We start from the raw sequence: 19,551 nt of genomic DNA on the forward strand, positions 1-19,551 counted from the left end.
CTGCACCCCTGGCGACAACACCCCCGCGGCTGGTCAGCGGGGGAGGCACGGAGGGAAGACCCCGTCGGGGTCGTAGCGCTCCCGCAGCGCCTCCAGCCGCCGCCAGCCATCCGGGGTGAACGACCGCTCGGCACGCGAGAGCCCGGCCGGGAGGTCGGCCTCGGCGATGTAGTGGCCGGTGCCCAGCGGCTCGAGCATGTCCATCGTCCGCCGCAGCCACCGCAGTTGGGCACCGTCCTCGGCGGGATCCGCCCAGACCGCGTACGACACCAGATAGTTGCGGCCCAGCACGGAGAACGCCATATCGTGCCACAGCTCCGGCTTCCGCGAGGCGGGCGCGAGCGGCACCAGGAAGAGGGACTTCTCGGACGGGGCCCTCGCCATCGCCTCACCGCACAGCGCCATCAGCCTGCCCAGGTCCTCGTCCGACCACAGGGTGTCCACCGCGTAGCGGTGCTCCCGGGGCCACACCGCGTCACAGCCGTCGTACATCGTCGCCATCGTCGTCGGCTCCTCCTCCCGCCGGGACAGGGCGCGGTGGGCGAACGGGCAGTCCCGGAGCGGGGCGAGCGACCGCAGGGCCTCCTGGCGCGAGTCCGCGAAGGCGGTGGCGGTCACCGACACCACCTTGGGGAGCGGCGAGGCACCGGAGACGTCCGGTCCGGCGGTGGCCAGCGTCAGCCCCGTCTCGACACTCGGATCGAGCTCCTCGGCCACCCCGGTGATCCAGCGCGCCACGGGTTCGGCGTCGGCCAGCGGAAAGGAGTACGCGGTGGTCGTGATCGCCGACGGCAGCGGACGCAGCCGCAGCCGGAACCGGGTCACCACGGCGAAGAATCCCGGACCGGCGCCGCGTGCCGCCCAGAACAGCCCGGGGTGCTCCGCGGTGTCACAGCGGACCACCTCTCCGTCCGCCGTCACCGCCTCGATCCCCGTCACACTGGCGCACGCGGGGCCGAACACCCCCGGGTTCCAGCCGAGTCCCCCGCTGAGCAGATAGCCGCCGACCGCCACGGAGGGGCAGTGGCCGGAGGGGAAGAGCAGCCCGTACCGGTCCAGCTCCGCGGCGAGTTCGCCTCCGGTGACGCCGGGCTGGACCTCGGCGGTGCGACGGTCCGGATCGACGGTGAGGCCGCGCAGCCGGGACAGATCGAGCAGCAGACTGCGCTCGCGCAGTGAGGAGGCGCACCAACTGTGCCCGCCGGACCGCACGCTGACGCGCAGCGAACGCGAGCGCGCCAGCCGGACCGCGCGCGGGACGTCCCGTTCCGAGGCGGCCGTCACGATCACTTCGGGGTACCGCGCGGGTTTGCGCCCGTTCCACACCATGCGCGCCCACAGTCGCTCGTAGTCCGGGTCGCCGCGCTCGACGAGCGTGCCGTCCAGCCGCGCTTCCCGCGCGTCCATGCCCATCATGACCTCCGTGCCGGTGGCCGGGGGAGCGGGAGTTGTTCCCCCTCACCGTAGCGGGCGGGGGACACGTGGCGCGCGTCGGCGCTCATCCGCGGTTCACGGTTCACCACCGGACGGCGGTGAAGTCGATGGGCCGGGGCCGCAGTGTGGCGACCCGGGCGGTCAGCCGCCGCAGCCGGGCCGCCATCTCCTCGGCGGGCAGGTGGCGCCGGTCGCCGTGGCCGGGCAGCAGCCACTCGAAGCGGAGCCGGTCGGCCGTGCGCGCCAGTGAGGCCGCCAACTCCTCGATGGAGTACCAGGTGACGCTCTCGGCCACCTCGATATCGGCGGTCGTGCGGGACCAGTAGAAGCTGTCGCCGCTGAAGCAGTAACGGCCGTCGGCGAGATAGAGCACGCTGCCCTCGGTGTGGCCGGGGAGCGGATGGGCGGTGACCCCGTCGGCGACCTCCACCGGGTCGGTGCCCCGCAGCACCCGGTCGGCGTCCGGCGCGGCGTCGAGATCGCCCTCGTGGATCCAGAGCCGGGCCCCGAGCCGGTCGGCCCAGCGGCGGCCGTGGGCGGTGTGGTCGCGGTGGGTGAGCAGTACGTCGGTGACCGGGCCGAGCTCCTCGTACCGTACGGCGAGCCCTTCCGCGAACCGGGGTGTGTCGATCATCATCGCCGTTCCGCCGGGGCGCCGGACGAGGTACGAGGTGGCACCGGCCGTGTGCGGGGAGTGGTGCCCGCACAGCAGCACCCGGTCGTCCAGCCGTAACGGGAACGGATCGTATGCGGGGGCCACACGGCCCCCGGAGCGGCGGACCGAGCGGGTCGGGCAGGCGAACGCGGCGGCGTACAGCGCCGCGCTCTCCGCGTCGTCGCGCGGCTGGCGCAGCACCCGGGAGCGGCCCTCGGCCTCACCGATGAGCCCCGGGGCGAGCTGCCGGGCGACGTCGCAGTTGGTACAGCGCTCGTCGACGTACCAGGCGCCGCGCTCCTCGCCGGGCGCCGTGCTGTCGCTGATGTCACTCACGGTGGTCTTCTCCTCCGGTCGCCGGGGGCGCGCGTCGTGGGCGCCTTCGTTCAGGGGTATCCCACGGCTGCCGTGGCGGGGAAGGAGGGGCCGACCTTGTGCTTTTCCGGGCGGGCGTCTCTCGGTCCTCCTCGCACAGCCGGGCGCATATCTGGGCAAAAGCCGTGATCAGCGCTGTGCGGTCGTGCGGGGAGGGAGGCGTCCGATAGGGTGGAATGTCCCGGTTTGTAAGCCAGGGGGCCACCTTGGCGCGGGAGGAGGGCGTCATGGGGCGTCAGGAGAGATACGAACTGATCTTCGTCGATCTGGGCGATCTGACCTCGGTGGACACGGCGGCCGAGGACGTGGTCGTGGTGCACCGCACGGAAAGCAGCGGACCCGGTGGACACCCGGTGTACGCCGATGACACCGGGATCGTACGGGCGGAGATCAGCGACCGCGCCGAGGTGCGGATGATCGCCAGTGGCGGGCACCAGGTGCACTCCTCCGCCGTGACCGCCCGCCCGGTGGCCTGAGAGCCCGGCCACGGCGGTGTGGCTGTGCCGGTGCGGCAGCGCCCGGGACACGAGGCGACGCGCCCGTCATGTCCGGTGTTCACGCACGTCGGGGTGGATTGTCAGACCCGCGCTATACGGTGCACTCACAGGAACCGGAGAAGGATCGACGGTGCGGCTGGTCGGGTGGCTCGCCGCGCGGCAGGGAGTCTTCCATGAGTGATGTCGCCGCTGTGGACAGTACGGCCGGTGTCGAGCTCCAGTTGGAGCCCTTCCGGGTGCAGCTCACCGGATACTGCTACCGGATGCTGGGTTCGGCCTTCGAGGCGGAGGACGCCGTCCAGGAGACGATGGTGCGCGCCTGGCGGGGCCTGGACCGCTTCGAAGGGCGTTCGGCCCTGCGGTCCTGGCTGTACCGCATCGCCACGAACGTCTGTCTGGACATGCTGAACGGGAGCAAGCGCCGCGCCCGCCCGATGGATTTGACCTCCGCCGCCACCCCGTACCCCACCACCTTCACTCCGCAGCCGGAGGCCACCTGGGTCGGCCCCGTCCCGGACGGCCAGGTGCTGGCCGACGGGGGAGACCCGGCCGAGGTGGCCGCCCAGCGGGATTCGGTCCGGCTGGCGTTCATCGCCGCCCTCCAGCACCTGGCGCCCCGGCAGCGCGCGGTGCTGATCCTCCGCGAGGTGCTGGCCTGGAAGGCCAGCGAGGTCGCCGAGCTCCTGGGCACCACCGTCGCCTCGGTCAACAGCGCGTTGCAGCGCGCGCGGGCCACCCTCGCCGCCAGTGAGATCAGCGCCAGCGACCCGGTGAAGCCGCTGGACGACGACCAGCGCGCGCTGCTCACCCGCTATGTGGACGCGTTCGAGCGCTACGACCTGGACTCCCTCACCGCGCTGCTGCACGAGGACGCCACCCTGTCCATGCCGCCGTACGAGCTGTGGCTGCGCGGCCATGAGCACATCCGCCAGTGGCTGGTGGGCCATGGCGCCGGATGCCGGGGCTCCCGGCTGGTCCCCACGGTGGCGAACGGCACGCCCGCGTTCGGTCAGTACCGTCAGGCCCCCGACGGCGGGCATGAGGCGTGGGCGCTTCAGGTGCTGGAGATATCAGACGGGCGGATCACCGGGCTCAACTCGTTCCTGGACACCCAGAGCCTGTTCCCCCTCTTCGGGCTCCCCGAGCGGCTCGGCCCGTAGATCTCCTGGATCCTCTGGCTCCCGTCGTTCCCCTCGACTCTGCCGCTCGCCCTGTGGGCCGTCCCGCTCGCCTTGTGGGCCGTCCCGCCCGTCCGGGTCCTGCCGTCCGTCCGGGCCGTCCCGCCCGTCCGGGTCCTGCCGCCCGTCGGTCAGTGCGTCCTCGAGCCCGGCCCAGCCGAGCAGCTCCCGCAGCTCGCCCCCGGCGTTCCGCAGCCGCATCCCGCGGCCCAGCCGCCGGGCGGTGAGCCGCAGCCTGGCCAGGGCCTCGATCATGGACAGATCCGGGCGGCCCACCGCGCCCACGTCCACGGTCACCGGTCCCGGACCGCTGCCGCTCGCCAGCTCCCCGAGACGTGCGCACAACAGCGGCACCTCCGCCCGCCCCACCGGCCCGTCCAGCACCAGGACGGCCGGGGGCCGGGGCGGCGCCGGCGGCCCGCCGGGTGGTTCGCAGGCGCCCGTACGGCGCGGCGGCTTGTCCTCGGGACCGGCCAACATCCACCTCCTGTTGTGGTGTTCATCAGCACAGACCCGTGGTCTGAGCAAAAGTCATCGGCCGCCGGCCCCCGAGCCGATCGCTCCCGCGATCTCCCGGACGCGGCCACGCAGCCAGATGTGGGCCGGATCCGCGTCGTACCGCGGATGCCACCGCTGACCGATCGGCAGCCTCGGCAGCTCCAGCGGAATCTCGAACGTGGCCAGCCCCAGCCGCTCGATATGGGGCCGGGCCAGCAGCCTCCCGGCCCGGGCGACCAGATCGCTGTCGGCCGTCACCAGCAGGGCCGCGGCGAAGGTCGGTACCGAGGCCACCACCCGCCGCCGTAGCCCCAGTTCGCCCAGCGCCTCGTCGATGGGGCCGCGCAGCAGCCCCCGGCGGGAGACCGACAGATGGTCGGCCGCCGCGTAGCGCTCGGGCGTGACGGCCCCGGACAGCAGTGGGTGGCCGCCGCGGACCACCCCGAGGTTGTCATCGGTGACCAGATGCTCCACCCGGGCCTCGGGCGACGGATCGTGGAACACCCCCAGCTCCAGATCGGCGCGCCCCTCCCGCAGGAGTGACGACTCTCCGGGTCCTTCCGGGACCAGCCGCAGACAGACACCCGGTGCCTCCCGCCGGATCCGCTCCAGCAGCCCCATCCCGATGAGGGTCAGCAGTCCGTCGTCCGCCAGCAGGGTGAAGGTGCGCTCCAGCGTGGCCAGTTGGAGCTCCCCGGCGGGGGTGAACACGGCCCGCGTCCGCTCCACGATCTCGCGCACCTCCTCGCGGAGCGCGAGCGCCCGCGGGGTCGGCACCATCCGCCGCCCCGCACGCACCAGCACCGGATCGCCGAGCGCCGTGCGGATCCGGGCGAGCGTACGGCTCATCGCCGGGCTCGACAGATGGAGCCGCAGCGCCGCGCCGCTCACGCTCTCCTCCTCCAGGAGGGCGTCGAGGGCGACCAGCAGATTGAGGTCCAGCCTTGATTGCGTCACGTGCACTTATTCCTTGCATAAGTTGCATTTGAAGTTATGTCTCAGGGGCGCCAAGGTTACAAGCGACGGTCGGCCGCCGTAGCACCGCCCACCCATTCCCCCCGCTCTTCTCCGTATCCGTCTTCCTTCGCTTCGCGAGGTTCTCCATGACCGTCATCACCGCACGCCCCGCGCCGCCGGGCCGGACCGCGCCACGCTCCGGCGGCGTCCTGGCCCTGATGTCCGCCTGCGTGATCCTGACCATCGCACTCGTCGCCGCCATCAACCTCGCCATCCCCGCACTCAACAACGGCTCCCTGCACCCCAGCTCCACCCAACTGCTGTGGATCGTCGACGCGTACGTCATCGTCTTCGCCTGTCTGCTGATACCGGCCGGGGCGTTCGGCGACCGCCACGGCCGCAAGGGCGCGCTGCTCGGCGGGCTCGCCGTGTTCACCGTCGGATGTCTGGCCTCCGCGCTCGCCCCCAGCCCCGGGGTCCTGATCGCCGCCCGTGCGCTGACCGGTGCCGGAGCCGCGCTGATCATGCCCGCCACCCTCTCCCTGGCCCTTCAGAGCGCCCCGCCCGAGCGGCGGCCGCACACCATCGCCGTCTGGACCGCGGCCACCGGTGCCGCCGGAATGGCCGGTAATCTCGGTGGCGGTCTCGTCCTCCAATACCTGCCCTGGCAGGGGCTGTTCTGGTGTGTGGCCCCGATCTCGCTGGTGCTGCTCGCCCTCACCGCGCGCTACGCACCGCGCGGTGAACGCCACTCGGCCGATGCGGACCCCGTGGGCACCGTCCTTCTCGTCCTCGGCTTCGTGGCCCTGCTCTTCGGCGTCATCGAAGGGCCCGAACGCGGCTGGACCTCCACCACCGTCCTCGGTTCCTTCGCCGCCGCCGCGGTCGTCCTCACCGGCTTCGTGGTGTACGCGCTGCGCGCCGCGCATCCGCTGATCGACCCGAGGGTGTTCGCCGTGCCCCGGCTGCGGGCGGGGGTGCTCGGGGTGACCCTCACCTTCTTCGGTCTGTTCGCGCTGTTCTTCGTCAACGCCCAGTACCTCCAGTACGCCAGGGGCTACTCACCCGCCCTCACCGGGCTGGCGATCGGCCCCCTGGCCATCGGCATGCTGGTGTTCTCCCGGCTGAGCATCCCGCTCGGCCAGCGGTTCGGCGCCCGCCGTGTCATCGCGGCGGGGCTCGGCGTCCTGGCCGCCGGGCTCGCCCTGCTCTCCGTGGCCGACGCCGACACGCCGTATCCGCTGTACGCCGCGGTGTTCCTGGTGCTGGCGAGCGGAATGGGGCTGGCCATGCCGATGCTGTCGGCGTCGATCCTCGGCGCCCTGCCGCACAGCCGGGCCGGACTCGGTTCCGGCCTCGGCAGCGCCGCCCGGGAGATCGGCAGCGCGCTCGGAGTGGCCGTCATGGGCACCGTGCTGACCGGCCGGTTCACCGACCGGCTGCCGGAGGCCCTGAGCGGACACACGGATTCGGCGGGCGAGGCGATGGCGGCGGCGCGGGCGCTCGGCCCCGCCGAACACGCCCGTGTCATCAGCGCCTTCACGGACGCCATGGCGATCGGCTTCCGGGTGGTCGCCGCGGTCGTCGCCGTGCTGGCCGTCGTGGTCCTCGTCTGGTTCCGGGAGGAGAAGCGGTGAAGCTGCTCGAACGCTTCCTGGTCCGGGGCACGGTCGAGTACGCGGGTGTGGCCGCCGGGCGGATGCGCCGGGTCAGGATCGCCTGCCGAGAGCTGTCATGGACCCCCGGTCAGCAGGTACGTCTCCACCTGGGCGGGGTGCGCGGGCCACGCCGCACCTACTCGGTGTGGGACCTCGACGCCCGGGCGCTGGAGCTGCGGATACTCGATCACGGCGGCGAGGGACCCGGCGCCCGGTGGGCGCGCACCGTGCGCCCCGGCGAGCAGGTGCTGTTCGGCCGCCCCGAGGGCGGATTCGTCACCCGGCCCGCCCGGTACCACCTGTTCGTGGGGGAGGAGACGGCGACGGCCGCCTTCGGGCCGATGATGGCCGCGCTGGACCCCTCCGAGACGGTGTACGGCCTGGTCGAGGTGGACACCGAGAACGACCGGCTTCCGCTGCCCAGACAGGTGTGCTGGCGGTTCCGGCACGGTGCGCCGGCCGCGTCGTCACGGGGCCTGGTGGCGGCGATCCGGGCCCTCGACCTCCCCGGGCGGCCGGGCGTCGCCTATGTCGCGGGGGAGGCCCGCGCCGTTCAGGCGGTCCGGAGGCATCTGGTCGACGACCGTGGCTGGCCGCGCCGCTCGGTGGTCACCAAACCGTTCTGGACCCCGGGGAGGACGGGCCCGGAATGACGGTGGACGCGCGGCCGGGACCCGGATCCCGGCCGCGCGTCCACGCTCAGGCCGCGGCCCGCACCAGCTTCAGCAGCCGTGCCACCTCGCGGGCCACCGCTTCGCGCGCCGCGGCGACATAGCGGCGCGGGTCCACGACCTCGGGGTGCTCGGTGAGGTGGTCGCGAATGGCCCGGGTGTAGGCCACGTTGAGATGGGTGGCGATGTTGACCTTCGTGAGTCCCGCCTCCACCACCCGGGTCAGATCCCCCTCGGGCACTCCGGAGGAGCCGTGCAGCACCAGCGGAACGGGCACGGCCGCGCGCAACGCCGCGACCAGCTCCAGATCGACCACCGCCGCCTTGACCACCATGGCGTGCGAGGTGCCGACCGCCACCGCCAGCGCGTCCACCCCCGTGGCCGCCACATAGGCGGCGGCCTCGGCCGGATCGGTTCTGGCGCCCGGTGCGTGCACCCCGTCCTTGCCGCCCACCTCGCCCAGTTCGGCCTCGACCCACACCCCGCGGGCGTGGCAGTCGGCCACCACCGCGGCGGTGGCCGTCACATTGGCGTCATAGTCCAGACGCGACGCGTCGAACATGACCGAGCCGAAGCCGAGACCGACCGCCTCCCGCACCAACTCGGGCCCGGTGGCATGGTCCAGATGGACCGCGACCGGTACCCGTGCCGCGCGGGCCACCTCCACCGTCGCCCGGCCGATGGCGGCCAGGGCACCGTGGTAGCGCACCGCGTTCTCGCTGATCTGGAGGATCACCGGGGCACCGGCCGCCTCCGCCCCGGACACGATCGCCTGGGCGTGCTCGAGCTGGATCACATTGAACGCACCCGCGCCGAGCCCGGCCCGTTCGGCCGGCCCGACGATCTCACCGGTGGCCACCAGTGGCATGGCCCGGCTCCTTTCGCCCGCTCGGCTGTGGGTCCCCGCCCGTCCGAAGGCCGTCCGGCCACCCGCTCACGGGAGGATCACCGAGCGGGTGAGATTGCGGGGACGGTCCGGGTCGAGCCCGCGCGCCGTCGCGATCGCCACCGCGAGCCGCTGCACCACGACCAGCTCGGCCAGCGGGTCGCGGCCGTATCCGGCGATGGCTCCACCGGGGCCGGTGACCTCCTCGTCCGTCAGCCCCGAGGGGCCCTCGCCGAGCCACCACACCACGCTCCCCGGCCCGGTGACACTGATCGGTCCGTGGCGGTACTCCATCACCGGGTACGCCTCGGTCCACGCCCCCGCGGCCTCCCGCATCTTCAGCGCGGCCTCCAACGCGACCCCGTACGACCAGCCGCGCCCCAGGAAGGTGAACTGCTTCCCCGCCACCAGCTCCTCGGGCAGCGGTTCGGCCAGCGCCGCCTTGCCGTCCGCCTCCAGTCCGTCCAGCGGCTCGCCCAAGTGGGCGCGGAGCAGGGCCAGTTCGCTGGTGGCCCAGCGGGTCTGGACCACCGACTCCTCGTCCGCGAAGTCGAGGACGACCGCGGCGTCGGCGGCGGTGACCGCGGGGGAGCCGGGTACCGCGGTGATCACGGTGGTGGGTACGGTACCGCGCAGATCGCCCAGCAGCTCCAGCACCTCGGTCGTGGTGCCCGACCGGGACAGGGCGACGACCCGGTCGTAGGAGCGGCCCACCGGCATCTCCGACGCCGCGAACGCGTCCGTCTCACCCTGCCCGGCCGCTTCGCGCAGCGCCGCGTACGACTGGGCGATGAACCACGAGGTGCCGCATCCGACGACGGCGACCCGCTCACCCGCCCCGGGCAGCGCCTCGCGTACCGGACCCTCCGGATCCCGGGCCAGGGCGATCGCGCGCCGCCAGCAGTCGGGCTGGCTGGCTATCTCGGCCTCGGTGTAGCTCATGGGGCTCCTCTGCGTGCTCAGAGATGCAACTTCTGAGCCGATAATGCGCAGGATCTTGCATAGAAGTCCAGTGTGGAGGGGTGAAGGGTAGGGTGAGCTGCGACGATCGCCGGACGCGCCCGCGCGGACGGACACGACGATCACGGGACGACGGGGCATAAGGAGACGGCGTGAAGCGGCCCGAGCGCTGGAACGCCCTGCTGGAGCTGCTGGCCAGGGACGGCAGGATCGAGGTCGACGAGGCGGCCGCCGAGCTGACGGTCTCCGCCGCGACCATCCGGCGGGACCTGGACGAGCTGGCACAGCAGCAGATGCTCACCCGCACCCGGGGCGGCGCCGTCGCGCACAACCTCTCCTACGACCTTCCGCTGCGCTACAAGACGGCCCGGCGCGCTCCGGAGAAGCAGCGGATCGGCGCGGCCGTCGCCCGGCTGGTCGAACCCGGTTCGATCGTCGGTCTCAACGGCGGGACCACCACCACCGAGGCCGCCCGCGCCATCGCCACCCGCGGTGAGCTGACCGCCTCCGACGGCGGTCCGGGCGTCACGATCGTGACGAACGCGCTGAACATCGCCAGCGAGCTGGCGGTACGCCCCCAGGTCAAGATCGTGCTCACCGGCGGGGTCGCCCGCCCCCAGTCGTTCGAGCTCATGGGGCCACTGGCCACCGGGGTGCTCGCCGAGGTCTCGCTCGATCTGGCCGTCCTCGGCGTGGACGCCCTGGACGCGGCCCAGGGGGCCACCGCCCATCATGAGGGCGAGGCCAGCATCAACCATCTGATGGCCGCCCGCGCGGCGCGGGTGGCGGTCGTGGCGGACAGCTCCAAACTGGGCCGCCGGGCGTTCGCCCGGATCTGCCCGCTCGACACCATCGACGTACTGGTCACGGACACCGGCGCCGATGACGAGCGGATCGCCCCCTACGCCGAGGCCGGGGTCGAGGTCATCAGGGCCTGATCCTCTGACGGCGCGTCAGGGCGTTACGACGAGGTCTTGGCGGCGGCGTGCAACGCGGCCGCCCGCTCCACCGCGAAGGCGTACCCCTGGATACCGCATCCGGCGATCACCCCGTCGGCCAGCTCGGAGACGTAGGAGTGGTGCCGGAACGTCTCGCGCCGGTGGATGTTGGAGATATGCACCTCGACGATCGGCATTCCGTCGCAGGTCGCCAGGGCGTCCCGCAGGGCGACCGAAGTGTGGGAGTAACCGGCGGGGTTGATGATGACGGCCGCGTGCCGCTCACGTGCCTCGTGCACCCAGTCGATCAGCTGTCCCTCATGGTTGCTCTGGCGGCAGTCGGTGGTCAGACCGTGCGGTGCGGCGGTCTCCGCGACCAGCTTCTCGACATCGGCCAGGGTGTCCGTGCCATAGATCTCGGGCTGGCGCCGCCCCAGGAGGTTCAGGTTCGGCCCGTTGAGGACCATGATCGTGGAGCGGTCGCGCACCGGGGTGATGGCCATGGGCGGAGGTCCTTCCTTGGGCGTTCCGGTCTTGCATCGTAGAGCGCCGCGCGGGAGTTCCGGCCATGGCACCCGGACCGGCGGTGCGCCCGGCCCGACCGACCGGGACGCCACCGCCGTCCGGTGCCCGGGAAGGCCCGGGGAGCCTCAGCCGACCGGCGGCATCTCCGTGGGGCGCGAGTCCAGCCCCGGACGGTGATTGACCCACTGGCCACGGGTGAAGTCCGGCATCGCCACCGGGCGGCCGCCCGCCGCCAGGGAGGTGACGCTCAGCGGTACGGGCGAGCACCAGGCCGCCGAGTCGTATACGTCGATGTCCGGCACCAGACCCGCGCGCATCTGCTGGACGGTGCGCCACTGGAGGATGTAGTCCATACCGTCGTGGCCGCCGTTGGCGGCGTCGTCGGCGAGCTTCTTCCACAGCCAGTGGTCGAATTCCTTGCGGTAGGACGCGAAGTCGTGCCAGGTGTGACCGCTGTGGTCCGGCTCCAGATAGACGCGTCCGCCGGTCTCCGAGGTGCCCGTGTAGTCCTCGAAGATGCCGCGGGTGCCGGCGAGGCTGTTGATGCGGCTGTACGGGCGCGGCGAGCTGACGTCGTGCTCGGCCCGGATGACCCGTCCAGCGGCGGTGTCGATCAGGCAGGTGACCAGGTCACCGTTGATGTACTTCTCCTTCCACGACGGATGTGAGCTCGGGACGTACCGCTTGCGGTAGTCCGCCAGCCCCCTGGGCTCGGTGGAGGTGGCCCGCAGCACCGTCATCCGGTCGCCGCGGTTGATGTCCATGGCCCCGGCGACGGGGGCCAGACCGTGCATCGCGTAGAAGGAGGCGGTGCTGCGGGTGTGCCACAGCCGCCGCCACGCGTCGGTGTAGTAGGTGTCCGAGAACAGCAGCTCGCGCAGATCGTGCAGATAGCCGCCGTGGCCGTTGGTGACCTCGCCGAACACCCCCTCGTGCGCCATGTTGAGCATGGCGAGCTCGTTCCGCCCGTAGCAGCAGTTCTCGGACAGCATCAGATGGCGGCGGGTGCGCTCGGAGGTGTTCACCAGGTCCCACAGCTCGTCCAGCTCGGTGGCGATGGGGAGTTCGACGACGACGTGCTTCCCGGCCAGCAGGGCGGCTCTGCCCTGCTCGTAGTGGAACTCCCACGGAGTCGAGATGTAGACGAGGTCGATGTCGTCACGCTTCAGCATCTCGGCGTACGAGGTGTCGGAGCCGCCGAATTCGGCGGGGCGCGGTTTGCCGAGGGAGACCAGCCGGTCGGCGGTGCGCTTGGCACGGTCGGCACGGATGTCGCAGACGGCGGTGACCGTACAGCCGGGGATCGCGGACCAGCCCGCGGACATCTCGTAGCCGCGGTTGCCGAGCCCGATCACCGCGGTGCGCACCGTCCGGTGCGGTTCATAGGCCACACCGATCATGGACTTCTGACCGGGCTTGCGCTTCGGGGCGGCGGAGGTCACCGCCGGGGCGGCGGACCGGGCGGAGGCACCGGCCGCCTGCCCTGTGCCCGCCGCCAGCGCACCCGTGGCCAGGGCGCCGCCCAGGAGCAATCGTCGTGAGACCGCGGGGATTTGGGGCATCAGGCATCACTCCTGGCTCTCCATGTCCGGTAAGCAGCGGGGACGACTCTGATGGCGACGACACCGTATGTCAAGAGTTGCTTATTACGAGGCTCTTCCAATCAGAAACAATCATCTGGATGATCGGAACTGTCAGGGGCCCCGGCGGCGGACTGGACCGTCCGGCGCGGGCGAGCGCGGGAGCCTACTCATACCGCTCGCCCCGGCGCAGCCTTTCATCACAGTGTGAGTGGTGGTGAGAACGGAGTAAACGCAGCCCCGTACGACGTGGTGGCCCCGCGCGGGGCGTGGAGGACACGGTCAACCGGCCGCTCTCCGCACGAACTCCGCGCTCCCCCTACCGGAGGTCCTGAGTTGAGCCACCGACGTGTGAACAAGCGCAACGTTGCTGTCGCCGGAGCCGCCATCGCCGCGCTCGGGGCGGCGGTCATCCTGCTGCCCAACGCCAATGCGAGCCCGGACAAGTCGTCGGAGGCCAAGACCTTCTCGTCCAACGCGGCGGTGAAGCTCGCCCGTTCCCTCGCCACCGACCTCGGCGACAACGGCGCGGGCTGGTACTACGACAACGGCACCCGCAAGCTCGTCATGAACGTGATGGACGAGAACTCGGCCCAGGACGTGCGTGCCAAGGGCGCCGTGGCCAAGATCGTCAAGAACAGCATGGCGGATCTGAAGGGCGCCACCAAGACACTGAGCAGTGATGCCTCCGTCCCCGGCACCGCGTGGTCGATCGACCCGGTGACCAACCAGGTCCGGGTCACCGCGGACCGCACGGTGACCGGTGCCAAGTGGGCCACCCTGACCAAGGCCACCGGCGCGATGGACGGCCTGGTCAGCGTGAAGCGGTCCAAGGGCGAGTTCAAGCGCTTCGACGGGGAGGAACCGGCCCAGCCGGGCGACGAGGGCGGCGCGGCAGGTGACGCGGGCGCGGGTGGTGCCGGTGGCGCGGGTGACGCCGGAGACCAGGGCGCGGGTGGTGCCGGTGACGCGGGCGGTGCCGGTGACGCCGGTGCCGGGGGTGCGGGTGGCGCGGGTGACGCGGGCGCGGGCGGTGCCGGTGGTGCGGGTGACGCCGGAGCCGGTGGCGCCGGAGACCAGGGCGCGGGCGGTGCGGGCGGCGAAGGCGGCGCGGGTGGTGCCGGTGACGCCGGAGGCGCCGGTGGCGGGGACGCCGGTGGCGGTGGCGAGGCCGCGGGTGGTCTCGACGGCGGCGACGCCATCTTCGGTGGTGGCGCCCGGTGTTCGCTCGGATTCAACGTCGACGTCGACGGCGCCCCGGGCTTCCTGACCGCGGGCCACTGCGGAAACGCCTCGCAGACCTGGACCTCGGACGAGGCGGGCGCCCAGCAGGTGGGCACCGTGCAGGACTCCAAGTTCCCCGAGAACGACTTCGCGCTCGTCATGTACGACGACGCCAACACCCAGGCGGCCAGCACGGTTGACCTCCAGAACGGCAGCACCCAGGAGATCGGGCGCGCGGTCGAGGCGAGCGTCGGCCTGAAGGTGCAGCGCTCCGGCTCCACCACCGGACTCTCCGACGGTACGGTCACCGGTCTCAACGCCACGGTGAACTACGGCAACGGCGACATCGTCAACGGCCTTATCCAGACCGATGTGTGCGCCGAGCCCGGTGACAGCGGTGGCGCGATGTTCGCCGAGGACGCGGCGGTCGGCCTGACCTCCGGCGGCAGCGGTGACTGCACCCAGGGTGGCGAGACCTTCTTCCAGCCGGTGACCGCCGCGCTCGAGGCCACCGGTGCCGTCATCGGCGGCGACGCCGGTGGTGGCGGTGGCGCCGGTGGCGCGGGCGACGACGGCGGTGCCGGTGGCGCGGGCGGTGCCGGTGACGAAGGCGGCGCGGGTGGCGCCGGTGACGAAGGCGGCGCGGGTGGTGCCGGTGGCCAGGCCAACGGCGGTGCCGAGGCCAACGGCGGTGCCGGTGGCGACGCGGGCGCCGGTGACGCCGGTGGTGCCGCCGACGCGGGTGCCGGTGGCGACGCGGGCGCCGGAAATGCCGGTGCCGGTGACGCGGGTGCCGGTGACGCGGGCACCGGACTCAACTGAGCACGGCCGTCCCCTTGAACGGGACCCCGGGCGCACTCCTGCCCCAGTGCCCGGGGTCTCCCCGGCTCATGGACGCCCGCTCCATCGGAACGGGCCGTCCGGTCAGTACGGGCCGTCCGGTCGGTCCGTACCGGACACCGGCAGCCCGGCCGCCTCCGCGGCCCCGCGGAGCACCTCGCGCAGCATGTCCGGGGTGAGCCGTCCGGTGAAGGTGTTCTGCTGGCTCACGTGATAGCAGCCGAACAGCCCCAGCGGCGCCGCGCCGTCGGCCGCTCGCAGAGTGGTCCGCGCCCCGTGTGCGAACACGGGGCGCGGCCGCGGCACCTGCCACCCGGCGGCGGCCAGCGCGGGCAGCACGGCCTGCCAGCCGAACGCGCCGAGCACCACGACCGAGCGCAACGTCGGCCGGAGCAGGGTGAGTTCGCGGGTCAGCCACGGACGGCAGGTGTCCCGCTCCCCGGGGGTGGGCCGGTTGGCGGGCGGCGCGCAGTGCACCGGCGCCGTGATCCGTACGCCGCGCAGCGTCAGACCGTCCCCCCGGTGGGTGGCGGTGGGCTGACTGGCCAGGCCCACGTCGTACAGCGCCGCGAACAGGAAGTCCCCGGAGCGGTCACCGGTGAACATCCGGCCCGTGCGATTGCCGCCATGGGCGGCCGGGGCGAGACCCACCAGGGCCACCGCCGCGTCCGGCGGTCCGAACCCCGGCACCGGCCGCGCCCAGTACTCCCAGTCGGCGTAGGCCCGGCGTTTGGTGCGGGCGGCCTCCTCCCGCCACTCCACCAGCCGGGGACAGGCCCGGCAGCGGCAGATCCGCGCGTCCAGCGCGGCGAGGTCATCGGCGCCGGGCGCCTGCCGGGCGGGCCAGCCGCCGGAATCACAGCCGGTGCCGGAAGCGGACTCGGTGTCACGAGCGGGAGGGGTCATACGGGTTCCTGGCTGACGGTGTCGTTCTCGGTTTCGGATTCGGTTTCGGGGGACGCTTCCCGTCCGATGATGACGCCTGGCATGGCCCGGGGCACACTGGGGAGGATCGCAGCACGGCGATCAGCAGACACGGACGACACGGAAGAGGGTGACACGGGCGATGCGGGTGGGCCTGTTGCGGACGGTGGGTGCGGCCACGGCGCTCTACGGAGTGGCGGTGACGGCCTGGCCCGCGCTGCTCGCCAAACCATCCGGGCTGGTGGACGCGCGGGGCCGTACGGAGCCCGCCACGAGTGTGTCGCTGCGCCCGCTCGGGCTGCGCGAAGCGGCCAGCGGTCTCGCCATGGCCGTGGCGCCGCGCGGCCCGGCGCTGACCACGGCCACCGCACTGCGGATCGCCGCGGACCTCGGCGACGCGGGGCTGCTGGGCCGCACACTGCCCGGCCGTGAGCGGCGCGCCGCGGCCGTCGCCGTATCGGTGGGCTGGGCCGCGCTGTCCGTGGTCGGTCTGCTGGCACCCGAGCGCGACACCTCTCGCTGACCCGGGACCCGGGGCCGGGACCCCGGCTCAACGGTCCCCGCCGGTGCCGTTCTTGCGCAGAAAGCGGCGCAGCCGGGTGAGCGACCAGGTGTTGATGACATCGTCCGTGGTGAGCCAGGCGCGCTGGGCCATCCCCACCCCGTAGCGCATATGGTCGAGGTCGCGGGTGGAGTGTGCGTCGCTGTCCAGTGCGAACACCACACCGTGCGACTTCGCCCGCAGGATGTTCTCGTCGGACAGGTCCAGCCGGTTCGGATGAGCGTTGATCTCCAGCGCGGTGCCGGTACGGGCGCATGCGGCGAACACCTCGTCCAAGTCGGCGTCCACGCCCGGCCGTTTGCCGATGAGCCGGGTGGTGGGATGGCCGATGATGTTCACCTGGGGGTTCTCGCAGGCCCGCACCAGCCGCCGGGTCATGGTCTCCCGGTCCTGGCCGAACTGTGAGTGCACCGAGGCCACGCACACGTCGAAGTCCTCGAGGAAGTCGTCCGGCCAGTCCACCTCGCCGTCGGCGTCGATGTTCAGCTCCACCCCGTGCAGCAGCCGGGTGTCCCGGTGGCCGCGCCCCCGGTCCAGCGCGCGCAGCCGCTTCCGCTGGGCCAGCATCTTCTCCTCGGTCATCTGCTGCATATACAGCTTCGGGGCGTGGTCGGTGACGGCGTAGTACGCGTAGCCGCGCCGCTCCGCCTTGGCGATCATGTCCTCCAGCGGTTCCAGCCCATCGGTCAGATCGGTGTGGGTGTGCAGATCGCCACGGAGATCGGACTCCCGGACCAGCGCGGGCAGACTGCCGTCGAGGGCTGCCTTGATCTCGCCGCGGTCCTCGCGCAGCGTCGGCGGGATCCACTCCATACCGAGCCGGGCATAGACGTCCTCCTCACTGCGTGAGGCGATCTTCTTACCGCTCTTGGCCTCGAAGAGGCCGTACTCGGAGAGCTTGAGGCCGTGGCGGACGGCGATGGCGCGGACACGGATGTTGTGGGCCTTGGAGCCGGTGAAGTACAGCATCCCCGCGCCCCAGGAATCCAGCGGCAGCACCCGCAGATCCACCTGGAGCCCCTTGGTGGTGCGGATGGAGGTCTTCTTCGATCCGTGCGCGATCACCTCGGCGGTGTACGGCAGTCCGGTGAACGCGTCCATGAACGGGGTGGATTCCTCCGCCGCCACCAGGATGTCGATATCGCCGACGGTCTCCTTCATCCGCCGCAGCGACCCCGCGTACGCACACCGCCGGCAGCCGGGCACCTCGGACAGGGCGGCCACGATGTCATCGGCCACGCCCATGGCGTCGTCCAGCGGAATGCGGTTCCCGACGGCCCGCAGCAGCCCGATGCCATGGAGGATGTTCTCCTCGGACTTCGGCCCGAACCCCTTGAGGTCCCGCAGTCTGTGCTGCTCGATCGCGTCGGCCAGCTGGTCGACCGAGGAGATCCGCAACTCCTCGTACAGCAGCATGGCCTTCTTCGGGCCGAGGGCGGGGATGGCCGTCAGCTCCCGGACACCCGCCGGGATGGCGGCCCGCGCCTCCTCGACGGCGGGCATGCTCCCGGTCGTCAGGAACTCGACGACCTTGTCGGCGATGGACCGGCCCACGTTGGGGATCTCCCGCAGCCCCTTCACGTCCAGCCGCGCCACATCGACGGGATGGCCGCCGATGGCCCGCGCGGCCTTCTCGTAGGCGCGCGCCCGGAACGCGTCCCCGCCCGTGATCAGCAGGAGATCGGCGTACTCGCGCAGGAGGGCTTCGACCTCCTCGTTGGAGCGAGCCATGGCAGTGATTCTAGTCGGCTCTGGCGCTCCCGGTGAGGTGGAGGGATCCTGGTGTGCAGGAATGGGACCGCGATCCACCGGGCTTCCGGGTCGAGGGTTCCGGCCGTGCGTTTCCCCGGGTTGGGGGAGGTCATGGACGTAGGTTTCCTGAAGCCGTTGTTCGATCGTCCCGGTCCGTGGGCGTGTGTCTACATGGACACCTCGCGGACGACGGAGGACGCGCCCCGGCGGCGCAAGCTGCGGGAGCGGTATGTGGCCGATCAGCTGGCCGGCCAGGGCGCCGAGCCCGCCACCTGCCAGGCGCTGATCGGCAGACTCGCCGCGGAGCCGCTGACCAGGGCGACCGCGGGACGTGCGCTGTTCGCCGCGGGCGGGGAGGTGGTCCTGGACATGCCGCTCGCCGTGTCACCGGGGGACGTGGTCACCTCATGGACCTCGCTCCCGCGGGTGGCGCCCCTGGCCGCCCTGCGGGGCGAGTGGCCCTGCTGCTTGCTGGCCCACGTCGACCGGGCGGGCGCCGATCTGGAGCTGCGGGACGCCGGTGGCACCCATGCGGTGTGCCACACCTCGGGCGGGACCCCACAGGGCCGCGGACACCGGTCCGTACCCGCCGACCGGTACGAGTGGCGCTACCGCAACCGGCGGGAGAACACCTGGGACCACACCGCCGACCAGGTCGCCGAGGAGCTGATCCGCCGCTGGTCGGACGCTCCCGCGCAACTGCTGATCCTCACCGGCGACCCACGGGAGCGCCGGGCCGTGCGCGACCGGCTGCCCGAGCCGCTGCGCGAGCGGGCGGTGGAGGTACAGCGCGGCAGCCGGGCCGCCGGAAGTTCGCGGGAGCTCCTGGAGGCGGAGATCGACCACGCCCGCGCCGAGCACGCCCGCGCCCATCTGGACTCCGTCCTCGACGCCTTCCGCGCCGGACGCGGCCGTCCGGGCGCCCAGAGCGGCCACGACGGCAGCGCGCCCAGCGGGGCCGCGGAGGGTGTGCCCGCGGTGGTGGAGGCGATGCGCAGCCATCAGGCGGCCACGCTGCTGCTGGGGCAGGCGGGCGGCGATATGCGCCATGAGGTGTGGGTCGGCCCCTCGGCCGACCAGGTGGCGGTGCAGCGAGCCCAGGCCCGGGCCCTGGGAGTGAGCACCCCCGAGCCCGCGCGGGCGGACGACGCGCTGATGCGTTCGGCCGCGGTGGCCGACACCGAGGTGCTGCTCGTGCCCGAGGGGGTGGCCGGTCCGGCCGGTGGTCTGGGCGCGGTACTGCGCTGGCACGGCGCCTGAGCGGCACGGCCGTGTCCCCGCGCGTCAGCGGCGCGCGGGGACACGGCCGTGTGTGTGTTGAGGGGCGGCGGTGGTGGGGCGGTGGCCGGGTGCCGAGGGCCAAGTGCCCCAGGGAGCGCTGTTGTGTAATTTGGTGGGGATTATATTTTCCCAGCGAGTCCCACACAAATGGCAAGT

18 protein-coding genes are annotated in these 19,551 nt (G+C 72.4%); 8 read left to right on the top strand and 10 right to left on the bottom strand.

The genetic code is table 11. The annotated features are described in order from the left end of the window. Positions 1-33 precede the first annotated feature (33 nt). Positions 34-1,407: an FAD-binding oxidoreductase gene (locus tag AB0C66_RS35055; RefSeq protein ID WP_362448324.1), complete on the bottom strand. Its 1,374-nt coding sequence runs from the start codon at positions 1,405-1,407 to the stop codon at positions 34-36. A 109-nt stretch (positions 1,408-1,516) separates the two neighbouring features. After that, positions 1,517-2,416 carry an MBL fold metallo-hydrolase gene (locus AB0C66_RS35060; RefSeq protein ID WP_362448381.1) on the bottom strand — a complete coding sequence of 300 codons (900 nt, stop codon included), beginning with the start codon at positions 2,414-2,416 and terminating at the stop codon, positions 1,517-1,519. 275 nt (positions 2,417-2,691) lie between these two features. Between AB0C66_RS35060 and AB0C66_RS35065 the strand changes: the two genes are divergently transcribed. Then, positions 2,692-2,940 carry a DUF6296 family protein gene (locus AB0C66_RS35065; RefSeq protein ID WP_362448327.1) on the top strand — a complete coding sequence of 83 codons (249 nt, stop codon included), beginning with the start codon at positions 2,692-2,694 and terminating at the stop codon, positions 2,938-2,940. A gap of 194 nt (positions 2,941-3,134) precedes the next feature. Next, a complete protein-coding gene (locus tag AB0C66_RS35070; RefSeq protein WP_362448330.1) occupies positions 3,135-4,121 on the top strand; it encodes a sigma-70 family RNA polymerase sigma factor in 987 nt (328 codons plus the stop codon). Here the strand turns inward: AB0C66_RS35070 and AB0C66_RS35075 are convergent. Both AB0C66_RS35075 and AB0C66_RS35080 read right to left on the bottom strand, forming a co-directional pair. Then, entirely contained in the window at positions 4,032-4,619 is a 588-nt protein-coding gene (locus AB0C66_RS35075; RefSeq protein ID WP_362448333.1) for an STAS domain-containing protein, read from the bottom strand. The genes AB0C66_RS35070 and AB0C66_RS35075 overlap by 90 nt on opposite strands. A gap of 51 nt (positions 4,620-4,670) precedes the next feature. Further along, positions 4,671-5,600, bottom strand: coding sequence for a LysR family transcriptional regulator (locus AB0C66_RS35080; RefSeq protein WP_362448336.1), 930 nt, complete (start codon positions 5,598-5,600; stop codon positions 4,671-4,673). Between the two features lie 140 nt (positions 5,601-5,740). On the opposite strand from AB0C66_RS35080, the gene AB0C66_RS35085 reads away from it, so the two are divergent. Both AB0C66_RS35085 and AB0C66_RS35090 read left to right on the top strand, forming a co-directional pair. After that, entirely contained in the window at positions 5,741-7,231 is a 1,491-nt protein-coding gene (locus AB0C66_RS35085; protein WP_362448339.1) for an MFS transporter, read from the top strand. Then, complete coding sequence (locus AB0C66_RS35090; RefSeq protein WP_362448342.1) at positions 7,228-7,905, top strand: siderophore-interacting protein; 678 nt, start codon at positions 7,228-7,230, stop codon at positions 7,903-7,905. Before AB0C66_RS35085 ends, AB0C66_RS35090 begins: the two co-directional genes overlap by 4 nt. 46 nt (positions 7,906-7,951) lie before the next feature. Here AB0C66_RS35090 and AB0C66_RS35095 read toward each other — a convergent pair whose 3' ends face one another. Both AB0C66_RS35095 and AB0C66_RS35100 read right to left on the bottom strand, forming a co-directional pair. Next, positions 7,952-8,791 (bottom strand): class II fructose-bisphosphate aldolase, encoded by an 840-nt coding sequence (locus tag AB0C66_RS35095; RefSeq protein ID WP_362448345.1) that lies wholly within the window; start codon positions 8,789-8,791, stop codon positions 7,952-7,954. 66 nt (positions 8,792-8,857) lie between these two features. Continuing rightward, positions 8,858-9,751, bottom strand: coding sequence for an SIS domain-containing protein (locus AB0C66_RS35100; protein ID WP_362448348.1), 894 nt, complete (start codon positions 9,749-9,751; stop codon positions 8,858-8,860). 170 nt (positions 9,752-9,921) lie between these two features. Between AB0C66_RS35100 and AB0C66_RS35105 the strand changes: the two genes are divergently transcribed. Continuing rightward, the gene (locus tag AB0C66_RS35105) at positions 9,922-10,707 is read left to right on the top strand and encodes a DeoR/GlpR family DNA-binding transcription regulator (RefSeq protein ID WP_362448351.1); all 786 of its coding nucleotides are present in this window, start codon (positions 9,922-9,924) and stop codon (positions 10,705-10,707) included. A 23-nt stretch (positions 10,708-10,730) separates the two neighbouring features. Here the strand turns inward: AB0C66_RS35105 and aroQ are convergent, their stop codons facing one another. Continuing rightward, positions 10,731-11,210 (bottom strand): type II 3-dehydroquinate dehydratase, encoded by a 480-nt coding sequence (aroQ, locus tag AB0C66_RS35110; RefSeq protein WP_362448354.1) that lies wholly within the window; start codon positions 11,208-11,210, stop codon positions 10,731-10,733. A 147-nt stretch (positions 11,211-11,357) separates the two neighbouring features. Continuing rightward, complete coding sequence (locus AB0C66_RS35115; RefSeq protein ID WP_362448357.1) at positions 11,358-12,794, bottom strand: Gfo/Idh/MocA family oxidoreductase; 1,437 nt, start codon at positions 12,792-12,794, stop codon at positions 11,358-11,360. Between the two features lie 369 nt (positions 12,795-13,163). Between AB0C66_RS35115 and AB0C66_RS35120 the strand changes: the two genes are divergently transcribed. Continuing rightward, positions 13,164-14,858 carry a S1 family peptidase gene (locus AB0C66_RS35120; protein WP_362448360.1) on the top strand — a complete coding sequence of 565 codons (1,695 nt, stop codon included), beginning with the start codon at positions 13,164-13,166 and terminating at the stop codon, positions 14,856-14,858. A 102-nt stretch (positions 14,859-14,960) separates the two neighbouring features. Here the strand turns inward: AB0C66_RS35120 and AB0C66_RS35125 are convergent, their stop codons facing one another. Then, positions 14,961-15,782, bottom strand: coding sequence for a uracil-DNA glycosylase (locus AB0C66_RS35125; RefSeq protein WP_362448363.1), 822 nt, complete (start codon positions 15,780-15,782; stop codon positions 14,961-14,963). 160 nt (positions 15,783-15,942) lie between these two features. Between AB0C66_RS35125 and AB0C66_RS35130 the strand changes: the two genes are divergently transcribed. Then, complete coding sequence (locus tag AB0C66_RS35130; protein WP_362448384.1) at positions 15,943-16,323, top strand: hypothetical protein; 381 nt, start codon at positions 15,943-15,945, stop codon at positions 16,321-16,323. A gap of 27 nt (positions 16,324-16,350) precedes the next feature. Here the strand turns inward: AB0C66_RS35130 and polX are convergent, their stop codons facing one another. After that, positions 16,351-18,093: a DNA polymerase/3'-5' exonuclease PolX gene (gene polX, locus AB0C66_RS35135; RefSeq protein ID WP_362448366.1), complete on the bottom strand. Its 1,743-nt coding sequence runs from the start codon at positions 18,091-18,093 to the stop codon at positions 16,351-16,353. A gap of 132 nt (positions 18,094-18,225) precedes the next feature. On the opposite strand from polX, the gene AB0C66_RS35140 reads away from it, so the two are divergent. After that, complete coding sequence (locus AB0C66_RS35140; protein WP_362448369.1) at positions 18,226-19,374, top strand: Vms1/Ankzf1 family peptidyl-tRNA hydrolase; 1,149 nt, start codon at positions 18,226-18,228, stop codon at positions 19,372-19,374. Positions 19,375-19,551 lie beyond the last annotated feature (177 nt).

The organism is Streptomyces sp. NPDC048636 (assembly GCF_040650655.1).
Classification (GTDB): Bacteria; Actinomycetota; Actinomycetes; order Streptomycetales; family Streptomycetaceae; genus Streptomyces.